Annotated in this window: 19 protein-coding genes; 12 read left to right on the top strand and 7 right to left on the bottom strand. The window is 46.1% G+C overall.

Features of this window, described 5'->3' with window-relative positions:
• Positions 1-105: 105 nt before the first annotated feature.
• From A4G20_06430 to A4G20_06445, 4 genes are all read right to left on the bottom strand, one after another.
• Positions 106-1,026 carry a DNA-directed RNA polymerase subunit delta gene (locus A4G20_06430; GenBank protein ID QIW15993.1) on the bottom strand — a complete coding sequence of 307 codons (921 nt, stop codon included), beginning with the start codon at positions 1,024-1,026 and terminating at the stop codon, positions 106-108.
• A 199-nt stretch (positions 1,027-1,225) separates the two neighbouring features.
• Positions 1,226-2,416 carry an aromatic amino acid aminotransferase gene (locus A4G20_06435; GenBank protein QIW16869.1) on the bottom strand — a complete coding sequence of 397 codons (1,191 nt, stop codon included), beginning with the start codon at positions 2,414-2,416 and terminating at the stop codon, positions 1,226-1,228.
• A 251-nt stretch (positions 2,417-2,667) separates the two neighbouring features.
• Positions 2,668-3,504 (bottom strand): formyltetrahydrofolate deformylase, encoded by an 837-nt coding sequence (locus tag A4G20_06440; protein ID QIW15994.1) that lies wholly within the window; start codon positions 3,502-3,504, stop codon positions 2,668-2,670.
• A 63-nt stretch (positions 3,505-3,567) separates the two neighbouring features.
• Positions 3,568-3,975, bottom strand: a complete 408-nt coding sequence (locus tag A4G20_06445) for a DNA-binding protein H-NS-like protein (GenBank protein QIW15995.1) — start codon at positions 3,973-3,975, stop codon at positions 3,568-3,570.
• A gap of 479 nt (positions 3,976-4,454) precedes the next feature.
• On the opposite strand from A4G20_06445, the gene A4G20_06450 reads away from it, so the two are divergent.
• The 7 genes from A4G20_06450 (at position 4,455) to A4G20_06480 (ending at position 12,121) form a co-directional block, all read left to right on the top strand.
• Positions 4,455-5,993, top strand: a complete 1,539-nt coding sequence (locus A4G20_06450; GenBank protein QIW15996.1) for a Na+/H+ antiporter — start codon at positions 4,455-4,457, stop codon at positions 5,991-5,993.
• A gap of 109 nt (positions 5,994-6,102) precedes the next feature.
• Positions 6,103-8,907: a cell division protein FtsK gene (locus tag A4G20_06455; protein ID QIW15997.1), complete on the top strand. Its 2,805-nt coding sequence runs from the start codon at positions 6,103-6,105 to the stop codon at positions 8,905-8,907.
• 57 nt (positions 8,908-8,964) lie between these two features.
• Positions 8,965-9,222: a hypothetical protein gene (locus tag A4G20_06460; GenBank protein ID QIW15998.1), complete on the top strand. Its 258-nt coding sequence runs from the start codon at positions 8,965-8,967 to the stop codon at positions 9,220-9,222.
• A 116-nt stretch (positions 9,223-9,338) separates the two neighbouring features.
• Positions 9,339-10,361: a hypothetical protein gene (locus A4G20_06465; GenBank protein ID QIW15999.1), complete on the top strand. Its 1,023-nt coding sequence runs from the start codon at positions 9,339-9,341 to the stop codon at positions 10,359-10,361.
• A 220-nt stretch (positions 10,362-10,581) separates the two neighbouring features.
• Positions 10,582-10,974 carry a hypothetical protein gene (locus A4G20_06470; GenBank protein QIW16000.1) on the top strand — a complete coding sequence of 131 codons (393 nt, stop codon included), beginning with the start codon at positions 10,582-10,584 and terminating at the stop codon, positions 10,972-10,974.
• A 212-nt stretch (positions 10,975-11,186) separates the two neighbouring features.
• Positions 11,187-11,648 carry a hypothetical protein gene (locus A4G20_06475; GenBank protein ID QIW16001.1) on the top strand — a complete coding sequence of 154 codons (462 nt, stop codon included), beginning with the start codon at positions 11,187-11,189 and terminating at the stop codon, positions 11,646-11,648.
• Between the two features lie 68 nt (positions 11,649-11,716).
• Positions 11,717-12,121, top strand: a complete 405-nt coding sequence (locus A4G20_06480) for a hypothetical protein (protein QIW16002.1) — start codon at positions 11,717-11,719, stop codon at positions 12,119-12,121.
• Positions 12,122-12,247: 126 nt separating this feature from the next.
• Here A4G20_06480 and A4G20_06485 read toward each other — a convergent pair whose 3' ends face one another.
• The 3 genes from A4G20_06485 to A4G20_06495 form a co-directional block, all read right to left on the bottom strand.
• Positions 12,248-12,832, bottom strand: coding sequence for a sulfoxide reductase heme-binding subunit YedZ (locus tag A4G20_06485; GenBank protein QIW16003.1), 585 nt, complete (start codon positions 12,830-12,832; stop codon positions 12,248-12,250).
• On the bottom strand, positions 12,832-13,779 hold the full coding sequence (locus A4G20_06490; GenBank protein QIW16004.1) for a mononuclear molybdenum enzyme YedY: 948 nt from the start codon (positions 13,777-13,779) through the stop codon (positions 12,832-12,834). The genes A4G20_06485 and A4G20_06490 overlap by 1 nt, the downstream gene beginning before the upstream one ends.
• Positions 13,780-13,884: 105 nt before the next feature.
• Positions 13,885-14,205 (bottom strand): hypothetical protein, encoded by a 321-nt coding sequence (locus A4G20_06495; protein ID QIW16005.1) that lies wholly within the window; start codon positions 14,203-14,205, stop codon positions 13,885-13,887.
• A 117-nt stretch (positions 14,206-14,322) separates the two neighbouring features.
• Between A4G20_06495 and A4G20_06500 the strand changes: the two genes are divergently transcribed.
• Genes A4G20_06500 through A4G20_06520 form a run of 5 tightly spaced genes read left to right on the top strand, consistent with a single transcriptional unit; the run spans position 14,323 to position 16,765 of the window.
• Entirely contained in the window at positions 14,323-14,880 is a 558-nt protein-coding gene (locus A4G20_06500) for an RNA polymerase subunit sigma (protein ID QIW16006.1), read from the top strand.
• A 2-nt stretch (positions 14,881-14,882) separates the two neighbouring features.
• A complete protein-coding gene (locus tag A4G20_06505; protein ID QIW16007.1) occupies positions 14,883-15,065 on the top strand; it encodes a hypothetical protein in 183 nt (60 codons plus the stop codon).
• Complete coding sequence (locus tag A4G20_06510; protein QIW16008.1) at positions 15,066-15,275, top strand: hypothetical protein; 210 nt, start codon at positions 15,066-15,068, stop codon at positions 15,273-15,275.
• 9 nt (positions 15,276-15,284) lie between these two features.
• A complete protein-coding gene (locus A4G20_06515; protein ID QIW16009.1) occupies positions 15,285-15,683 on the top strand; it encodes a hypothetical protein in 399 nt (132 codons plus the stop codon).
• Positions 15,683-16,765 (top strand): 23S rRNA (cytidine(2498)-2'-O)-methyltransferase RlmM, encoded by a 1,083-nt coding sequence (locus A4G20_06520; GenBank protein ID QIW16010.1) that lies wholly within the window; start codon positions 15,683-15,685, stop codon positions 16,763-16,765. The genes A4G20_06515 and A4G20_06520 overlap by 1 nt, the downstream gene beginning before the upstream one ends.
• The last annotated feature ends 2 nt before the right edge of the window (positions 16,766-16,767 follow it).

The raw sequence follows: 16,767 nt of genomic DNA on the forward strand, positions 1-16,767 counted from the left end.
GCCTTTTTGCTTAAAAGAGTTGATTTTTAGAGCAGATTGAGAACAGGAAATAAACAAAGCCCTGCGGGGTAAAACAGGGCTATTAAAGAAGAGGTTGTAAGCGGCTTATTCAGCCTTTTTGGCACAAGATTTAACGATAGCTGTCCACTGGGCACCAGACTTGATCTTGTATTTTTCGGCGAAGCTTTCCATATTCAGAGCAAAGGACACATTGAGCAGGCTGTTGAGATACATAAGCGGCTTGCCTTCTTCTACATCACCAAAGCTGCTCTTATAGGGCATTTTACCCGTGAAATGCACCTTGGCCCCTTCTTCCGTTTTTTCAGAAATTTCTACGCAAACATCGCTGTTTTTGGCAATGCCGGCTTGTTCTAAGAGTTGGCTGTCGATATTGGTCCAAACATTGCCGTATTGAATGTCTAAGACAGGAATGGTACCTTTCAGTACCCCTTCTTCTAGCACAGGCTTTTGGTAGGCAATTTCGACAACCTCATTTGGCAGTTCTTTACCCACTTGCTCAAAGCTAATTTTGTTGGAAGCCAATTTTGCCCCAGTGTAGGCATAAACATCACGGCCGTGGAAGGTGTAGGATTTTTCAGAGCCTTCTAGGCGGTTGGTGGCCTCATCAATTTCACGCACGGCCTCAATACCCAAATGCTCGGCCACCAGGGTCAGGGTGCCGTTATCTGGGCTGACGAAATAATGGCCTGTTTTGGTTTTGAGTACCACAGACTTGCGATCAGTGCCGACACCAGGATCGACCACACTGACAAAAACTGTACCAGCTGGCCAGTAAGTGGCGGTTTGATAGAGGCGGTAGGCGGCTTCCCAAATGTTGTAAGGCGGGATTTCGTGGGTGAGATCGAACATTTTTAGATCTCGATCCACCCCAAAGGCCACGCCCTGCATGGCAGAAACCGCACCGTCTTTAAGGCTAAAGTCAGTTTGTAAAACAAGGGCATTTGTTTGGGCAAAAGAAAAAGAGGGGAGGGCCAAAAGGGCTGCGACCAAGAGAGATTTTTTCATAAGTTTTCCTATTTGTTATCATGATGTGAAAATATGGCTAGATACTAGCGGGGACGCAAACGTTTGTCTAGCTACAAATAGGGGTTTTGAGCATAATTTTAGAAAAAAGGCCAAGTGTTTAAACTTGGCCTTGGACTATATTGATTTCCCTCAAGCGACTTGCAAAATTTCTCTTGCGATTACCCGCTTGCAAGGGGGATTAAAGCACCTTCACAATGGCTTCACAAAGCTGATCAATATTGGCTTCGGTGATGCCTGCTACATTGATACGGCCTGAACGTACCGCATAAATGGCGAATTCATCTTTTAGTCTGTCCACCTGTTCTGGGCTTAGGCCGCTGAAAGAGAACATCCCGTTTTGGGCGATGATAAAGTCAAAGTTTTGGTTTGCACCCTTGGCCTTGAGTAACTCAACAAATTTGGCCCGCATGGTTTTAATGCGGTTACGCATTTCGGCTAATTCTGCAATCCAGTCTGCCTTGAGTTGTGGATCAGCCAAGACGGTTGCCACGGCACTGGCTCCGTGGGAAGATGGGTTGGAGTAGAGTACACGGATGATGCTTTTCACTTGGCTGAAGGCATTGTTGGCCACTTCGGCATTGTCTGCAATCAGAGTGAAAGCACCTACACGCTCGTTATAGAGGCCGAAGTTTTTAGAATAAGAACTGGCGACCAAGATTTCACGGTGGTTTTTCACAAAGGTGCGTAAGCCCAAGGCATCTTCTTCTAGGCCGTTGGCAAAGCCTTGGTAGGCGAAGTCAAAGAGCGGCAACCAGCCTTTTTCGGCAGACAGGTTGGCCAGGGTTTGCCATTGTTCTGGGGTTGGGTCAATCCCTGTTGGGTTGTGGCAGCAGCCGTGTAGCAGCACCACATCGCCCGCTTCTGCTTGGCTAAGATCGGCCAAGAGGTTGTCCCAGTCTAGGGCCTTGGTTTCCTTGTTGTAGTAGCGGTATTCTTTGATGTTGATGCCTACTGCATTGAAAATAGCATTGTGGTTTGGCCAGGTTGGGCTGGAAATCCAGACGTTTTTGGCACTGGTTTGGCGCTTGATGAATTCCGCTGCAATGCGAAGAGCGCCTGTTCCACCTAAACTTTGGGCGGTTTTGACACGTTTTTCCTTGATAACATCGGCATTTTCACCAAAGAGCAGGGCCTGGGTTTGAGCATTGAAATCGGCAATGCCGTCAATGGTCAGGTAGTTTTTGGTGTTTTCTTGTTCAAATAAACGGCGTTCTGCTTCTTTAACCGCTTTGACAATCGGGGTTTGGCCTTGGGCGTCTTTATAGACGCCAATGCCCAGATTGATTTTTCCTGCACGGGTTTCGGCCTTAAAGGCTTCGCCTAAACCTAAAATTGGGTCTGCGGGGGCGGCTTGGATATGATTAAACATCATGGAAATTTCCTCTTGATCAGTGTGTTTGCAAAAATGTTCAATTTATACGAGTAATTGTTAAATTTTGCAAGCACAAGCGGTTAAAATTGTGAACCAATTCGCAAATTTGAAAAATATATAAAACTGGAAGTGATGGTGAGACGGTTGCTGAGCTTGTCGAAGCATTAGGTGAATTTAGCACTCGCACAAAACTTATGCTTCGACAAGCTCAGCAACCGTTTTATGCAAGTGCTAAATATGCTAGAAAATTAAAGCACAATGGTTTTGTTTTGATAAACAAAAACCCGATCGGCCAAGACCAAATCCAAGGCTCGAGAAAGCACGGTTTTTTCCACATCACGGCCGGCCTTCATCATGGCGTCAGCCGTGTAGGTGTGGTCGATGTTGATAACGTTTTGCATAATAATCGGGCCTTGATCCAATTCATTATTGATAAAGTGGGCGGTGGCACCAATGATTTTTACCCCTCGCTCAAAGGCCTGCTGATAAGGCTTGGCACCGATAAAGGCCGGCAGGAAGGAGTGGTGGATATTGACCACACGGTTTGGGTAGCGGGCCACAAATTCAGGATTCAGCACTCGCATATATTTGGCCAGCACAATATAATCTGGTGCATATTGGTCAATTTTCTCGGCCAATAATTTATCATGCTCCACACGGCTTAGACCCTCATGGCTGACCAAATGAAAAGGCACATCAAAGCGTTCTGTTAAGCTGCGTAAATTATCATGGTTGCCAATAACGGCCGCAATTTCCACATTTAAGCCGCCGTAATAGGTCTTCATTAAAATATCGCCGAGGCAGTGGGCTTCTTTGGTGACTAAAATAACAATGCGTTTGCGTTTTTCAGCCACTAATTGATATTGAGAACCTTGGGGCAGGGCAGCTTTTAAATCGGCTAGGAGGGTTTGATCATTAAAAATGCCTTGTAATTCAGTCCGCATAAAAAAGCGGCGGTTTTCATTTTCTACAAACTCACTGTTTTTAATGATATTGAGCTGGTGTTTATAACAAATATTGGTGATTTTAGCGACAAGGCCCGTATCGTCTGGGCATTCGGTTAAGAGAATTTTATTTTCAAGCATACTGCGTCCTTATTAAAAAAATAAAGCCCAATCAATGGGCTTTATCTTCAAGCGTATTCCAAATTAGATGGCAAAATCAGCAAGAGATTTACCTGCATCTAAGGCTTTTTGTAGGGCGCGAGGGGTTCTGCCTTGGCCTGTCCAGGTTTTTTCTTGGCCGTTTTCATCAATGAATTTATATTTGGCTGGGCGTGGTTCACGGGCCTTTCTTGTTTTTTGTTCTGGATTTCCGCCTAGTAGGGCAGCTAATTCTTCGGCAGAAATACCGTCAGCGGCTAACATGGCTTTATACTTATTGAGGTTTTCAAGGTATTTGGCTTTTTCAAGTTCTTGTACTTTTACGGCTTCACGTTTTTCTTCAACCACGATGGTGACTTTTTCAAGTAAGGCTTCCATTTGCTCAAGGCTGGCTTCACGAGCAATAACACGCAGGCTACGAATATTAGATAATGTTTTTAAAACTTCAGACATTGTTTTCTCCTGTTAAAGGTGTAAATTAAAATATATTCCCCCACAGAGGGAAGCCTGAATATCTTAACTTAATCTATTTTTTTGTAAACAGAAAAATGCAAATATTTGTTCAGGTTGTACCAATACGCCCATAAAAAGTAAATTCTCAATTTGCCACTTGGCAAAAATCCACACTTGAGGTAATCTTATGTCGTCCTACAATTTGTAGAGGTGCAAATATCATAAGTAAATTTTTCTGAGTGGATAACGATGAAGAAAGTTGAAAGGGGTATTTGCCGAAATCAATTAAGCGTCATCTTAATTGGTTGGGGTCGTGTCCGAAAGGTGCGGCACTGTCACAATAGCTTTATTGTGTTGCGCTACTGTTAGGCTGGGTCTTTTCTTTTATCCCTCCTTCTTATTTGCTTCTGTAAATATATTCAGTAGATCTCTTCCTTGTTTGACTTCAATATTTTCCACAAAACAATTTTAGAGGTTTTATGAATTTAGTTGATTTTTCTACATCGGCCTGGTCTGTTGTCCCGCCCTTGTTAGCCCTTATTTTGGCTATTTTTACCCGTAAGGTCATTTTGTCCTTGAGTATTGGTATTTTAGTCGGCGCCATTATGCTGACCCAATGGAACCTGCTTGATGCGGCGGTTTATATTAAAAATACCGTGGTGTCCTTGGTGTATAATCTTGAGGAGGGAAGCCTCAATGCCAATAACGTCAATATTATTCTCTTCCTTTTATTACTGGGTGCTTTAACCGCACTTTTAAGCCTTTCTGGCAGCAACCAGGCCTTTGCCAACTGGGCCCAACAACGGATTAAGGGCAGACGAGGAGCCAAACTGATGGCTGCTTGCCTGGTTTTCATCACCTTTATTGATGACTACTTCCACAGCCTTGCGGTTGGCGCCATTGCCCGCCCAGTGACCGATAAATTCAAGGTATCCCGTGCCAAATTAGCCTATATTTTGGACTCCACCGCCGCCCCAATGTGCGTGTTGATGCCCATTTCTAGCTGGGGAGCCTATATCATCACCCTGGTTGCAGGCCTGATGACCACTCACGCCATTACAGGCTACTCGCCACTGGGTGCCTTTATGGCCATGAGTGCTATGAACTTCTACGCCATTTTCGCCATGATCTTGGTCTTTGTGGTGGCCTATTCTTCCTTTGATATTGGATCTATGGCTCGTTTTGAACAAGAGGCCCTAAATGCCGAAACCAAGGAAACAGAAGCAGCGGATCTGTCTGTAGAAGGCAAGGTGCGCAACTTGGTTTTCCCTGTTGTATCCTTGATTGTTGGCACCATTGCCATGATGATGTACACGGGTAATCAGGCCTTGGCCGCAGATGGCAAACCCTTTGATGTTCTCGGTGCCTTTGAAAATACCACGGTTGGGATCTCACTTGTCGTGGGCGGCGTCAGTGCCTTGGCCGTGCTCACCCTTTGCATTTTGGTGGATGGAAAAGTCAGCCTGGCCGACTACCTCAAATCCTGGGCCATTGGTGCCAAATCCATGTCGGGTGCCATCCTCATTCTTTTCTCCGCCTGGACCATCAACGCCATCGTGGGCGATATGCAAACTGGCAAATACCTTTCAACCTTAGTTGCTGGCAACATTAACCCAGCCTTCCTGCCAGCCATTCTCTTTGTGCTAGCGGCTGCCATGGCCTTCTCAACAGGTACTAGCTGGGGAACCTTCGGTATTATGTTGCCGATTGCCGCCTCCATGGCCGTAAATGCTGATCCAAGCCTGCTTTTACCCTGCTTGTCTGCCGTGATGGCCGGCGCCATTTGTGGAGACCACTGCTCACCAATTTCAGATACGACTATTCTGTCTTCCACTGGCGCCCAGTGTAACCACATGGATCACGTAAACTCCCAGCTGCCTTATTCTATGCTAGTGGCCTTTGCCACTGTACTAGGCTATTTGGTGGTAGGCTTTAGCCAATCCGCCCTGGCTGGTTTTATTACCACGGGTGCGGTGATGGCGGGCTTGGTTTTACTCTTTAAGAAGAAAAGCCAATAAATTCCCATAAAATCCCCCCAGGCAGACTAAAAAGTCTGCCTGTTTTTTTATAAATGGTTATAATACAGGCTTTCTTTTCTTTGAAGTAACATCAGCCTAAGGATTGCGTGTGATTGAAAAATTAACCGGTAAAAACCATTTTATTAAATTTAGCCTGCTCCTTATCAGCCTCTTTGGCCTTTATCTAACCCTGGCCTGGCTTAGTTACAGCCCGCTGGATAGGGGTTGGACGGTGGCCAGCGATGCCACCTCAAGTGTGCTTAACCGCACAGGCGCCTTTGGGGCTTGGGCTATCGATCTGCTTTATGCCATGCTGGGCAAGGTGGCCTTTTTAGTGCCCCTGCTTATGGCTGGCCTGCCTCTTTACTGGCTTGTTTTCAAACGCCCCCACTACAGCGGCCTGCAATGCCTGCTCCGCCTATTGAGCTTTACCTCCCTGATTGTCGGCCTGGCAGGCCTGTCAGCGGGGATTTTATCGCCTACCCCTTACTACCTTTCAGGCGGCTTTATCGGCGGCATTTTTATTGCCAGCTTAGAAGGCTTGATTGGCCTTTTTGGCGCACTCTTGGTGGCCATGATCCTAACCTGCCTGGGCTTTTACTTCTGTTCAGGCGCCAGCCTCTTATTACTGGGCAACAAGCTCTACCAATGGGTGATGGCCGATCCGAAAACAGCTGCTCAAGAGAGCCAAGCTCCCCAACAAGCGGTTGAAAATCCGCAAATTCTTGCAAATGAAAAAGAAGAAAACGAGGAAGAAGAAACCAGCCCTGATCAAGCTCTAACCGATGTTAGCCGTTTCAGCCGCCCCAACATTATCGGCCTGAAGACCGAAGAACCAGAACCAACAGGCCTGATCGCCCCAGAAGTCTTCTTAAATGAAACCAAAAATATCCAGCTTGAGCCAAGCAGCCTGCCTCAAGTCAATCTAGCTGGCACCAAGCCCCTGGTTGAGCAAGTCGAAAGCGAGCCGCAGGCCCTTGTGCTGCCAACCATTCGCCTGAACACCCAGGCCAACCCTCTTGCACCGGTGGAAAGCACCGATGAAAACGAGGAAGTTAAAGTTGAGCAAGTGGTCGTCCCGCCTCAGCCAGAACGAGTGCCAGACTTTACCAATCCGCATATCAAACTCAACCAACCTGCCTTTGTTGAAGAGGTGCAAGAGTTGAGCGAAGAAGAGCAGGAGGCAGAATTAGCCCGCCAGTTCCAAGAGGCCGAGGCCGCCCGCCTAAGAGAAATGGAAGCCCGTGCCAAGGCCCAAGGCCTGGATGATGCCTTCCAAACCATCCTCCAAGCCCCTGAGGAATTTGAAGCACCCAAGGTTAAACTGGCACCAGCCGCTGAACCTGCAAAAAATCCACCCAAACAGACCGCTTACCCCACCCAGGGCTATGGCGACACCCTCATTCACCCGCTTTTGCAGCAACACAAGAAGCTGGAAAAGCCCAGCACGCCCCTGCCAACCCTGAACTTGCTCAAGCAGGCTCCAGCCCAGAGCCAACTTATTACCGAGCAGGAGATCCGAGAAACCTCTCAGCGCATTGAGCAGGAGTTGGCCAACTTCGGCGTTAAGGCTACGGTGGAAGATGTCCTGGTCGGCCCTGTGGTCACCCGCTATGAAATCCAGCCTGCCGCCGGCACCAAGGCCTCTAAAATCATGAATTTAGATCAGGACTTGGCCCGTGCCTTGGTCTTCAAGGCCATTCGTATCACCGAAGTGGTGCCAGGCAAGCCCTACATGGGGATTGAAACCCCCAACGCTCACCGTGAAACCGTTTGGCTGCGGGATGTGCTAGACAGCCCAGAATTCCGCAATACCACGGCCACCCTGCCAATGGCCTTGGGCAAGGACATCAGCGGCAAGCCTGTGGTGGTGGACATGGCCAAAATGCCCCATCTCTTGGTAGCTGGCCAAACGGGTGGCGGTAAATCGGTTGGGGTCAATACCATGATCTTGAGCCTGCTCTACAAGCTCAGCCCAGAGCAGGTTCGCTTTATTATGATCGACCCTAAAGTGGTGGAACTCTCCATTTATGATGATATTCCTCACTTGCTCACACCAGTGGTGACAGATATGAAACAGGCGGCCAATGCCCTGCGTTGGGCGGTGGAGGAAATGGAACGCCGCTACCAGCTGCTCAAGCATTTGGCTGTGCGTAACATTGAAGGCTATAACGACAAGATCGACCAGGCCGAGGCCATGAATTATCCGATTCCCAATCCGCTCTGGCGGCCAGGCGACTCCATGGACAGCTTCCCGCCACCACTAGAAAAACTTAGCTACATTGTGCTGATTGTGGATGAATTTGCCGATCTGATGATGACCGCAGGCAAGCAGGTGGAAGAGCATATTATGCGGATTGCCCAAAAGGCTCGTGCGGTCGGTATCCACCTGATTTTAGCCACCCAACGGCCATCAACCGATGTAATCACAGGGGTAATTAAGGCCAACATTCCAAGTCGGATTGCTTTTACGGTGTCTAGCCAAATTGACTCCCGCACCATCTTGGACAAGGGCGGAGCAGAAAGCCTGCTTGGCCGAGGGGATATGCTTTATTCAGGTGCCAGCAGCCCAGAAATTATCCGTGTGCATGGGGCTTTTATGAGCGATGAAGACGTGCAAAAAGTCGCAGACGACTGGCGGGCCCGTGGCAAACCGAATTATTTAGACAGCATCACAGCTTCCTCTGAGGAAGGCGAGGGCAGTGACGGCCGCAATCAAGGCGGCGATTTAGACCCGCTCTTTGATGAAATTGTCGAATTTGTGGTGGAAAGCAATGTCACCTCCATCAGCGGCATCCAACGCCGCTTCTCCCTAGGCTTCAACCGAGCCGCCCGCATCATCGATCAAATGGAGGCCGAGGGCGTGATTTCCAGTGCCGATAGCCGAGGGAAAAGGGAGGTCTTGGCCAGATAAATCTAGATTGGCATAAGCTGGTATTGCTTATGCCTTTTCTTTATTGGAGAAAAATGTATGAGTAATCATGTTAAAGAATTTCAGATCAGATGCCCAATAATAAGATGTTCTGGTTGGGTAAATTATATAGATAATGAATTTTATGGGGGCGGATCATGCGGCAATGTTTGGTTTTCACAAGAGAGCTTGATACAGGATATTCAAGCAATTATTAAAAAATATGAATATAGAATAAAGTCTTACAGCCAAGAAGACTTACTGTTGCATAATGAAGATGAACCGTGTAATTATGAAAGCTTAGTAGAAAACGAATAGTTTTCCCTAGAGGAAACAAGCGGTTTATTTTTGCAAAAAATCTGCAAATTTAGCCCGCTTGTGCTATCGAGGTAGAAATGAGATTGAATTCAAAATAATTTAAAACAGGAAATATAATGGAAAACCCAATAAATGCTGTAACACTACCAAAACCACTGCTTACAGACCTTTCTGTGCTTATAGAACAAAGCCAAAGACAGGCTGTGCAATATGCCAACAGCACGCTGACTTTATTGTTTTGGCAAGTGGGCAAACGCATCAATCAAGATGTGTTAGGTAACCAGCGAGCCGCTTATGGAAAGCAAATTGTTCCCCTAATTTCCAATGAATTGGAAGCTAAATACGGACGCAATTTCACCGAGAAAAACATTCGCCGAATGATGCAATTTGCCCAAGTCTTCCCCGAAGTTGAAATTGTCGTTCCACTGGCACGACAATTGAGCTGGTCGCATTTTTTGATTTTAATTCCCCTTAAAAACCAAGAAGCGAGAATGTTTTATGCACAATTAGCGATTTCTGAAACATTAGGCAAACGAGAACTTCGTGAGCAAATCAACATCAAAACCTTTGAACGCACACAAATAGCCAATTTACAGGCTGGGCAGTCAGAAATATTGCCACTGAACACTTTTAAAGATCCGTATTTGTTGGACTTTTTGGGGCTTCGTAGTGATTTTTGGGAAAAAGATTTAGAAACCGCCATTTTGCATAAATTAGAAAATTTCATCTTGGAAATGGGCAAGGGCTTCGCCTTTGTAGAACGTCAAAAAAGAATGATTATAGATGGTGAAGACTTTTATTTGGATTTGCTCTTCTTTCACAGAAAACTCAAACGATTGGTCGCTATTGAACTCAAATTAGGCAAATTCCAAGCCCAGCATAAGGGGCAAATGGAGCTTTATCTCAAATGGCTGAATAAATACGAGCGGCAGGCAGATGAAGAAATGCCGATTGGCTTGATTTTGTGTGCCGAAAGCAGCCGAGAACAGGTGGAGTTGTTGGAACTGCATAAAGACGGTATCATGGTTGCCGAATACTGGACGGAACTGCCACCGAGAAAAGCCTTGGAAGAAAAACTACACGAGGCGTTTTTAGAAGCCCAAGAGCAGTTTGAAAGCCGTAGATTGTTAGGAGAATAAAGTGGTTGTTTCTTGCAAAAAATCCGTAAAACTTGACCGCTTGTAAAAATATTTTTAATTTAAAAAAGTAAAACAAAATGAAATGTTTGGTTTCTTGAGTTAAAGCAAGCGTAGCAAGCATAGAGTGGCCGCTTGCACCCACGCAGTTTTCAAAATTTAGTCGGTAGGATGCTGCCTGCACTAACATCCCCCCTATTCTACGCACTAAGAGAGGTTGTATATGATTAGAGACAATAGAAAGATGATAGCTATTTGGGTGGGCGAAAGCCATAAGCCCTTAGAACAATGGTTAAAGTACACAGATGGTATAGAAAACACAAGAAGAAAGCCGCCGATTGAAAAAGATTTTGGTTGGTTTCCTGATGTTGATTTATTTGGTATTCATATTAGTGATAACGATGTTGTTATCCCAATAGAAGATTTAATACTTGGAGCAACCATATATTCAGAAGAAACCATAAATAAGGTTATACTGGCAGCCAAAGAAAAAGGTATTATGCAAGGCAATAGATTATATTACTATAATCGTTCTGAGTTTATTCCTGATGATGGCAACCCTGATAAATTATATAATGATTTAATGTTTATTGGAAATTTTGAAAATCCACGTTAAATTTATAAGCAAGCGTAGGGTGAGTGCTTGCACCCACGCAATTTCCTATGCACAGAACTCTTCGTGATCGATTGCGACGAAGTCGCTATTGGGGAGGGCTAAATTTAAAGGTGTAATATGATTGTTGAAACCTATAACTATGGTCTGTGTTTGTTTTCCTATGAAAGACTTATTTCTTTTTGGTGGAAAACAAAAAAACAAGAACAAAAAGGTTGTTGGATTTTTTTGAGAAAAACCATGATCACTATATACAATCACTCAAGTCTGGCGTGTGGTTGCCTATTCCAGAGATCGTTAGTGGTGGTTATAAGGTAAGCCTGATTGACGAGAGCAAGGTGGCCGATCTTAATCATCTGTTTAAATACGACAGCTTTAATTTAGAAATAAGCGATAATGCCGTATGGATTTGCGATATTGGGAAATTGTTGAGTTTTGACAAAACCCTATTTCAGGACAGAGATGAGATTTTTTATTATGATCTTGATAAGATCAAGGTAACTAGTGGCCTTCGAGTGCCTATGCCCAATGGGAAATATCTGGTCTCCATTCTCGGCTCTCTTGAAAACCAGCAGCCCTGCTTTTCCTTTGTGTTTAAGCCGGTATCTGAATTTGACGGTTTTAAAGATCCAAGAGAAGATGAAAAATACTCCTTTCAGTTTGATGAGATAAAATAAAATGGAATGGCAAATGAACCATAATAAAGCCAGGCAGTCTTTTATAAAGATTAAAAAATGAGGTGCTAATGATTGATATAGATTGCTTTGGTCGGCCTGACTTTTTGAAAACCTTATATCCTCATGGTCTTACCGCTCATGCAATGATTAAAGATTTCAAAATCTCCATTGATGGATTTAGTGAATTTAGTTTTTTTATAGACCAAGAACCTGAGTTTGTCGTAAAAAAATGGGGGCAGTGGGGAAGGGATTTTAAGGGTTTATGGATAAAAACGGGCAATAACTGCCAGTTTAATCATATTGAAATTAAGGACTTGGATAAGCTGGGCTTTAATCCATTGTTTATCTTTAAAGAAGATGATGGGAGAATACGGATCCATTCAGAAAGAGGTGATTCAAGATTTTTAGTGGATTTAGCCTTAAATCATAGATTTATTATACAGGACATCATACCTATTTTACTTGACGAGTAAGTCGGACATAAGCAACAAGCGGGCTATTTTTGCAAGAAATTTGCAAATTCAGCCCGCTTGTAGCGTGGGCTTCAGCCCACGTTAAGATCTATTGACTAAAACCTGGGTTAAAGCCCAGGCTACATGCTATCTTTTCACCAACATAGCCCTCACTTCCCAAGCCACCACCAGCCCCGTTAGGCCTAGATAAACCAAGGCCATCAATTCGGTATTTTTCAGTGACAGGTAATAATGCACGCCGCCCAGTAAGAGGCAGAGGTAGCCCAGTTTGTGGAGGTAGAACCAGCCCCTGCCCATGGCTTTTTTCACCCAAGGTAGGGAGCTGGCGGCCATCAGGCATAAAATGGCGAAGGCAATAAGGCCAATAATCAAGTAGTTACGGCTGAAAATTTCGCCAATAAAGAGTGGCAGGTCGCTGCCCAGTTCCAAGACAAAATACGAGGCCACATGCAAGAGGGCGTAAAACCAGGCCCAGAGGCCCAAGGCTCGGCGTAAAATTTGGTATTGGTTTTTCTTTAAGAGAAAAAGCACAATGCCCAGTAAAAACATGACCAAGAGAATGGTCAGGGCGGTAAAGCCTAAAAAATGCTGAATGCCCTTGATAGGGTCTGCTCCCAGTTGGCTGTAGTCTTCAAGATAAATGCGGGAGGCCAGCCACAAGAGGGGCATAAGACAGCCAGTATGCACCAGGGTGCGGAGGAAAGCTAACATCAGTAATTTGCCCTCAAGTCTAAGCCTTGATAAAGATGAGCCACCTGATCGGCATAGCCGTTAAATGGCAGGGTCTTTTGGCGGCTTACGCCACTTAAGAGGCCGCCTGCTCCAATCACCCGTTCACTGGCCTGAGACCAACGAGGGTGATCCACTTCAGGATTGACATTGGCATAAAAACCGTATTCCTGCGGGGCCAGCTGGTTCCAGGTGGTGATAGGCTGTTCTTCCACTAAGCGGATTTTGGCGATGGATTTAATGCTCTTAAAGCCATATTTCCAAGGCACAACCAGGCGGATAGGGGCGCCGTTTTGGTTGGGCAGGATCTTGCCATAAAGCCCAACTGACATCAGCGTCAAAGGGTGCATGGCCTCGGCCAGGGTCAAGCCCTCTTTATAGGGGTAGTCCAAGCCGCCGCCAAAGAGCGGGTTCTTTTGGCCTGGAATGTTTTCAGGGTCGTAAACCGTTTCAAAGGCCACATATTTGGCCTTGCTGGTTGGTTTGGCTAGAGTCAGGAGCTTGTTTAGCTCAAAGCCAATCCAAGGCACCACCATAGACCAGGCCTCCACACAGCGGAAGCGGTAGATCCGCTCTTCAAGCGGGAAAGAAGTGAGGATTTTTTGCATATCCAAGACCATGGGGTTTTCCACCTCACCTGAAATCTCCAGTTTCCAGCCCTCAGTTTTGAGGCTGGAGGCAAACTTGGCAGGGTCGTCCTTGCCTAGGCCAAACTCGTAGAAGTTGTTATAGCCCGTGACCTTGTTTTCAGGTGTGAGTTTGAGATCCAAGCCTTCGACAGCCTTTTTAAAGTTAAGGGCGTCTTGCTTTTGTGCTTGAGCCGTCAGCGGCAGGGCAGAGGCCAGGCCCACCAAGCCCATGGCCTTGATGATCTGGCGGCGCTGGTGGAAGATGGCTTCAGGGGTTATATTGGAGGAAAGGTTTTGCATGGTTGAATATCCATTTTATGTTAGCGCCAGCGTCCTCGCTGGTGCTAATCGTTGATAAATAAGGCACCAGCGAGGACGCTGGCGCCATCAAGGATTGAGCACGAGTTACATTTTCTCTTTCGCTTTTTGCATCTCGCCCATCATGTTATCAGACTTCATGCTGTCCATTTTGTCGGATTTCATGTCTTTCATTTTACCCATGCTATCCGATTTCATGTCCTGCATTTTGTCCATTTTCTCAGACTTCATCTCACCCATTTTATGCATGGACTCATCCTTCATGCCCTTCATTTTTTCTTGCTGCATCTGCATACATTGCTTGTCCATACTGTCGCAAGGTTTTTGCATTTCAGTTGCATTGGCCGTTTGAATTGTGCAGAATAAAAAAAGTGAGCTGGCGGCTAAGGTTTTTAAAGTGAAGTTCATTGTGTGTCTCCTTTTATAAAAATAGGGTAATTAAAATGGAAAGCACCTGGCTTTCATATCATTAGACGCAGTCGCTCAGCAATGCTTACAAAATTTTTTGAAAAAAGGAGATGAAATATGGATATGCCATTTTCTCAAGGCCAACTTGAGGAGATCCGAGGCAAGATGCTGAAATTTGCCCTGCTTCAGGTGCAAGACCAAAGTTTGGCTGAAGATATGGTGCAGGAGGCCTTTTTAAATGGCCTGAAAAACCAAGCGTCTTTTAAGGGGCAAGCCGCTTTTTCAACCTGGATTTTTGCTATTCTCAAAAACAAGATCTTAGATTATTTCCGCCAGAAAAAACGCTGGGTTTTGGAGTCGGAATTGGCCGATCAGGATGAAGATACCAACCATTTTTTTGATGAAAACGGCCACTGGAAGAGCCAGCAGTCGCCCTTTAACTTGGCCAAACACGATGGCGAAATCTATTCCAAGGAATTTTGGCGGCTCTTTGAGGCCTGCTTGACCCACCTGCCGGCCAGACAGGCTCGGGTCTTTATGATGCGAGAATATTTGGAGCTAGACAGCGAGCAGATTTGCAGCAATCTTGAGATCAGCACTGCCAACCTGCACACTTCGCTCTACCGTGCCAGACTACAACTACAAGCCTGCCTGACCCGCAAATTAGGAGACTAAATATGAACTGCCAACGTGCCTCGGAACTAATTTCCCGTTCCAAAGAACAAAAACTGACCAAGTCGGAGCAGCTCCGCCTACAATTACACCTCTTGGCCTGCACCCATTGCCGAAAATTCCAAAAAAACTGCGATCAGTTAAGTATAATGATGCAGCAATTCAAGGGCCAGGGTGAGCAAGACTAGATGGCTCATTTCCAGCTTGATTTACGAGCCTACACCTGCCCCCTGCCACTCTTGATGACCAAAAAGGCCTTGAAGACCTTAACAAGCGGGCAGGTGTTGGAGGTTTGGGTCAATAAGAGTGTAGCCAGAGCCGATTTTGAAGCCCTGGCCCAGCAACTTAACTTGCATTTTTCCTTTAGGGAAAACCGACTTTATTTTGAATATCAATAAGGAGTTTCTATGAAAAACAGATGGTTATTTCTAGCCGCCCTAAGCGGCTTTTTCTGTGTCGCCTTTGGGGCCTTTACCGCCCATGCCCTTGAAAAAAGCCTGTCTGATGTGGCTTTGACTTGGATTGACAAGGGGCTGAAATATCAATTTTTCCATACCCTAGCCTTGTTGGCGCTAGGCTTCTTCCAACTTGCAAATAATCTGCAAAATCCACCCGCTTGCCGGGCCAAGGCCTTTAATCTTATCGGCGGCAGCTGGGCACTGGGCATTTTGCTTTTTAGCGGCAGTCTTTATGCCTTAGCACTTGGTGCTAGCAAGATCTTTGTTTGGACAACACCGATCGGCGGCACGCTCTTTTTAGTGGGTTGGGCGGCCTTGATCTTTGTAAGCACAAGAGCGAGTAAGTAATGAATAAACTGGCCCTTTACTGCCGCCCTGGCTTTGAAAAAGAAGTGGCAGGTGAAATTACAGACAAGGCCGCCGAGCGAGGTGTGTTTGGCTTCGTTAATCTTAAGGAAAACAGCGGCTATGTGATTTTTGAATGCTATCAGGCAGGCGATGCCGACAGATTAGCTCGGGAGCTGCCCGTCAGCCAGCTTATCTTTGCCCGCCAGATGATTGTGGTGGGTGATTTGCTGGAAAACCTGCCCGAGCAGGACAGGATTTCGCCTATTCTTGAGTGTTATCAAGCCTTTAACCCCCAGGCTAGCTGCGATATTTGGGTGGAAACGCCTGACACCAACGAGGCCAAGGAGCTTTCGACCTTCTGCCGCAAGTTCACCGTGCCCTTGCGGGCGGCCCTGAAAAAAGAGGGCTGGCTCAAGGGCAGGGCAGGGGCCAAAAACAGCCTTCATCTGCATATTCTTTTTATCCGCCCAGGCGCTTGCTATGTGGGCTATGCCTATAACCATACCCGATCACCGTATTTCATGGGTATTCAACGCCTGAAATTCCCAGCCGATGCCCCCAGCCGTTCTACTCTCAAGCTGGAAGAGGCCATTTTGACCTTTATTCCCGTCCAGGAAGAAGAAAAGCGTTTTTCTGATCAGATGGTTGGCGTGGATTTAGGCGCCTGCCCAGGGGGCTGGACCTATCAGTTGGTTAAGCGTGGTGTCTTTGTTTATGCGGTCGATCACGGCAAAATGGCAGCCAGCCTGCACGACACGGGACGGATTGAACACTGCCCAGAAGACGGCTTTAAGTTCCAGCCACCCAAGGGCAAGCGGGTGGATTGGTTGGTTTGCGATATGGTAGAGCAGCCTATGCGGATTGCCAAACTGATGGCCAAGTGGTTTATCAATGGCTGGTGTAGGGAGAGTATCTTCAACCTCAAGCTGCCTATGAAAAAGCGTTATCAGGAAGTGCAGCTTTGTTTGGACTATTTAGCTGAAAGCTTGGCTAAAGAGGGCTTTAAGTTCAAGCTTCAAGCCAAGCACCTTTATCATGACAGGGAAGAAATTACTGTGCATATCCGTGCGGAAAAACTGTAAAA

The organism is Pasteurellaceae bacterium RH1A, from assembly GCA_012221805.1.
Classification (GTDB): Bacteria; Pseudomonadota; Gammaproteobacteria; order Enterobacterales; family Pasteurellaceae; genus RH1A.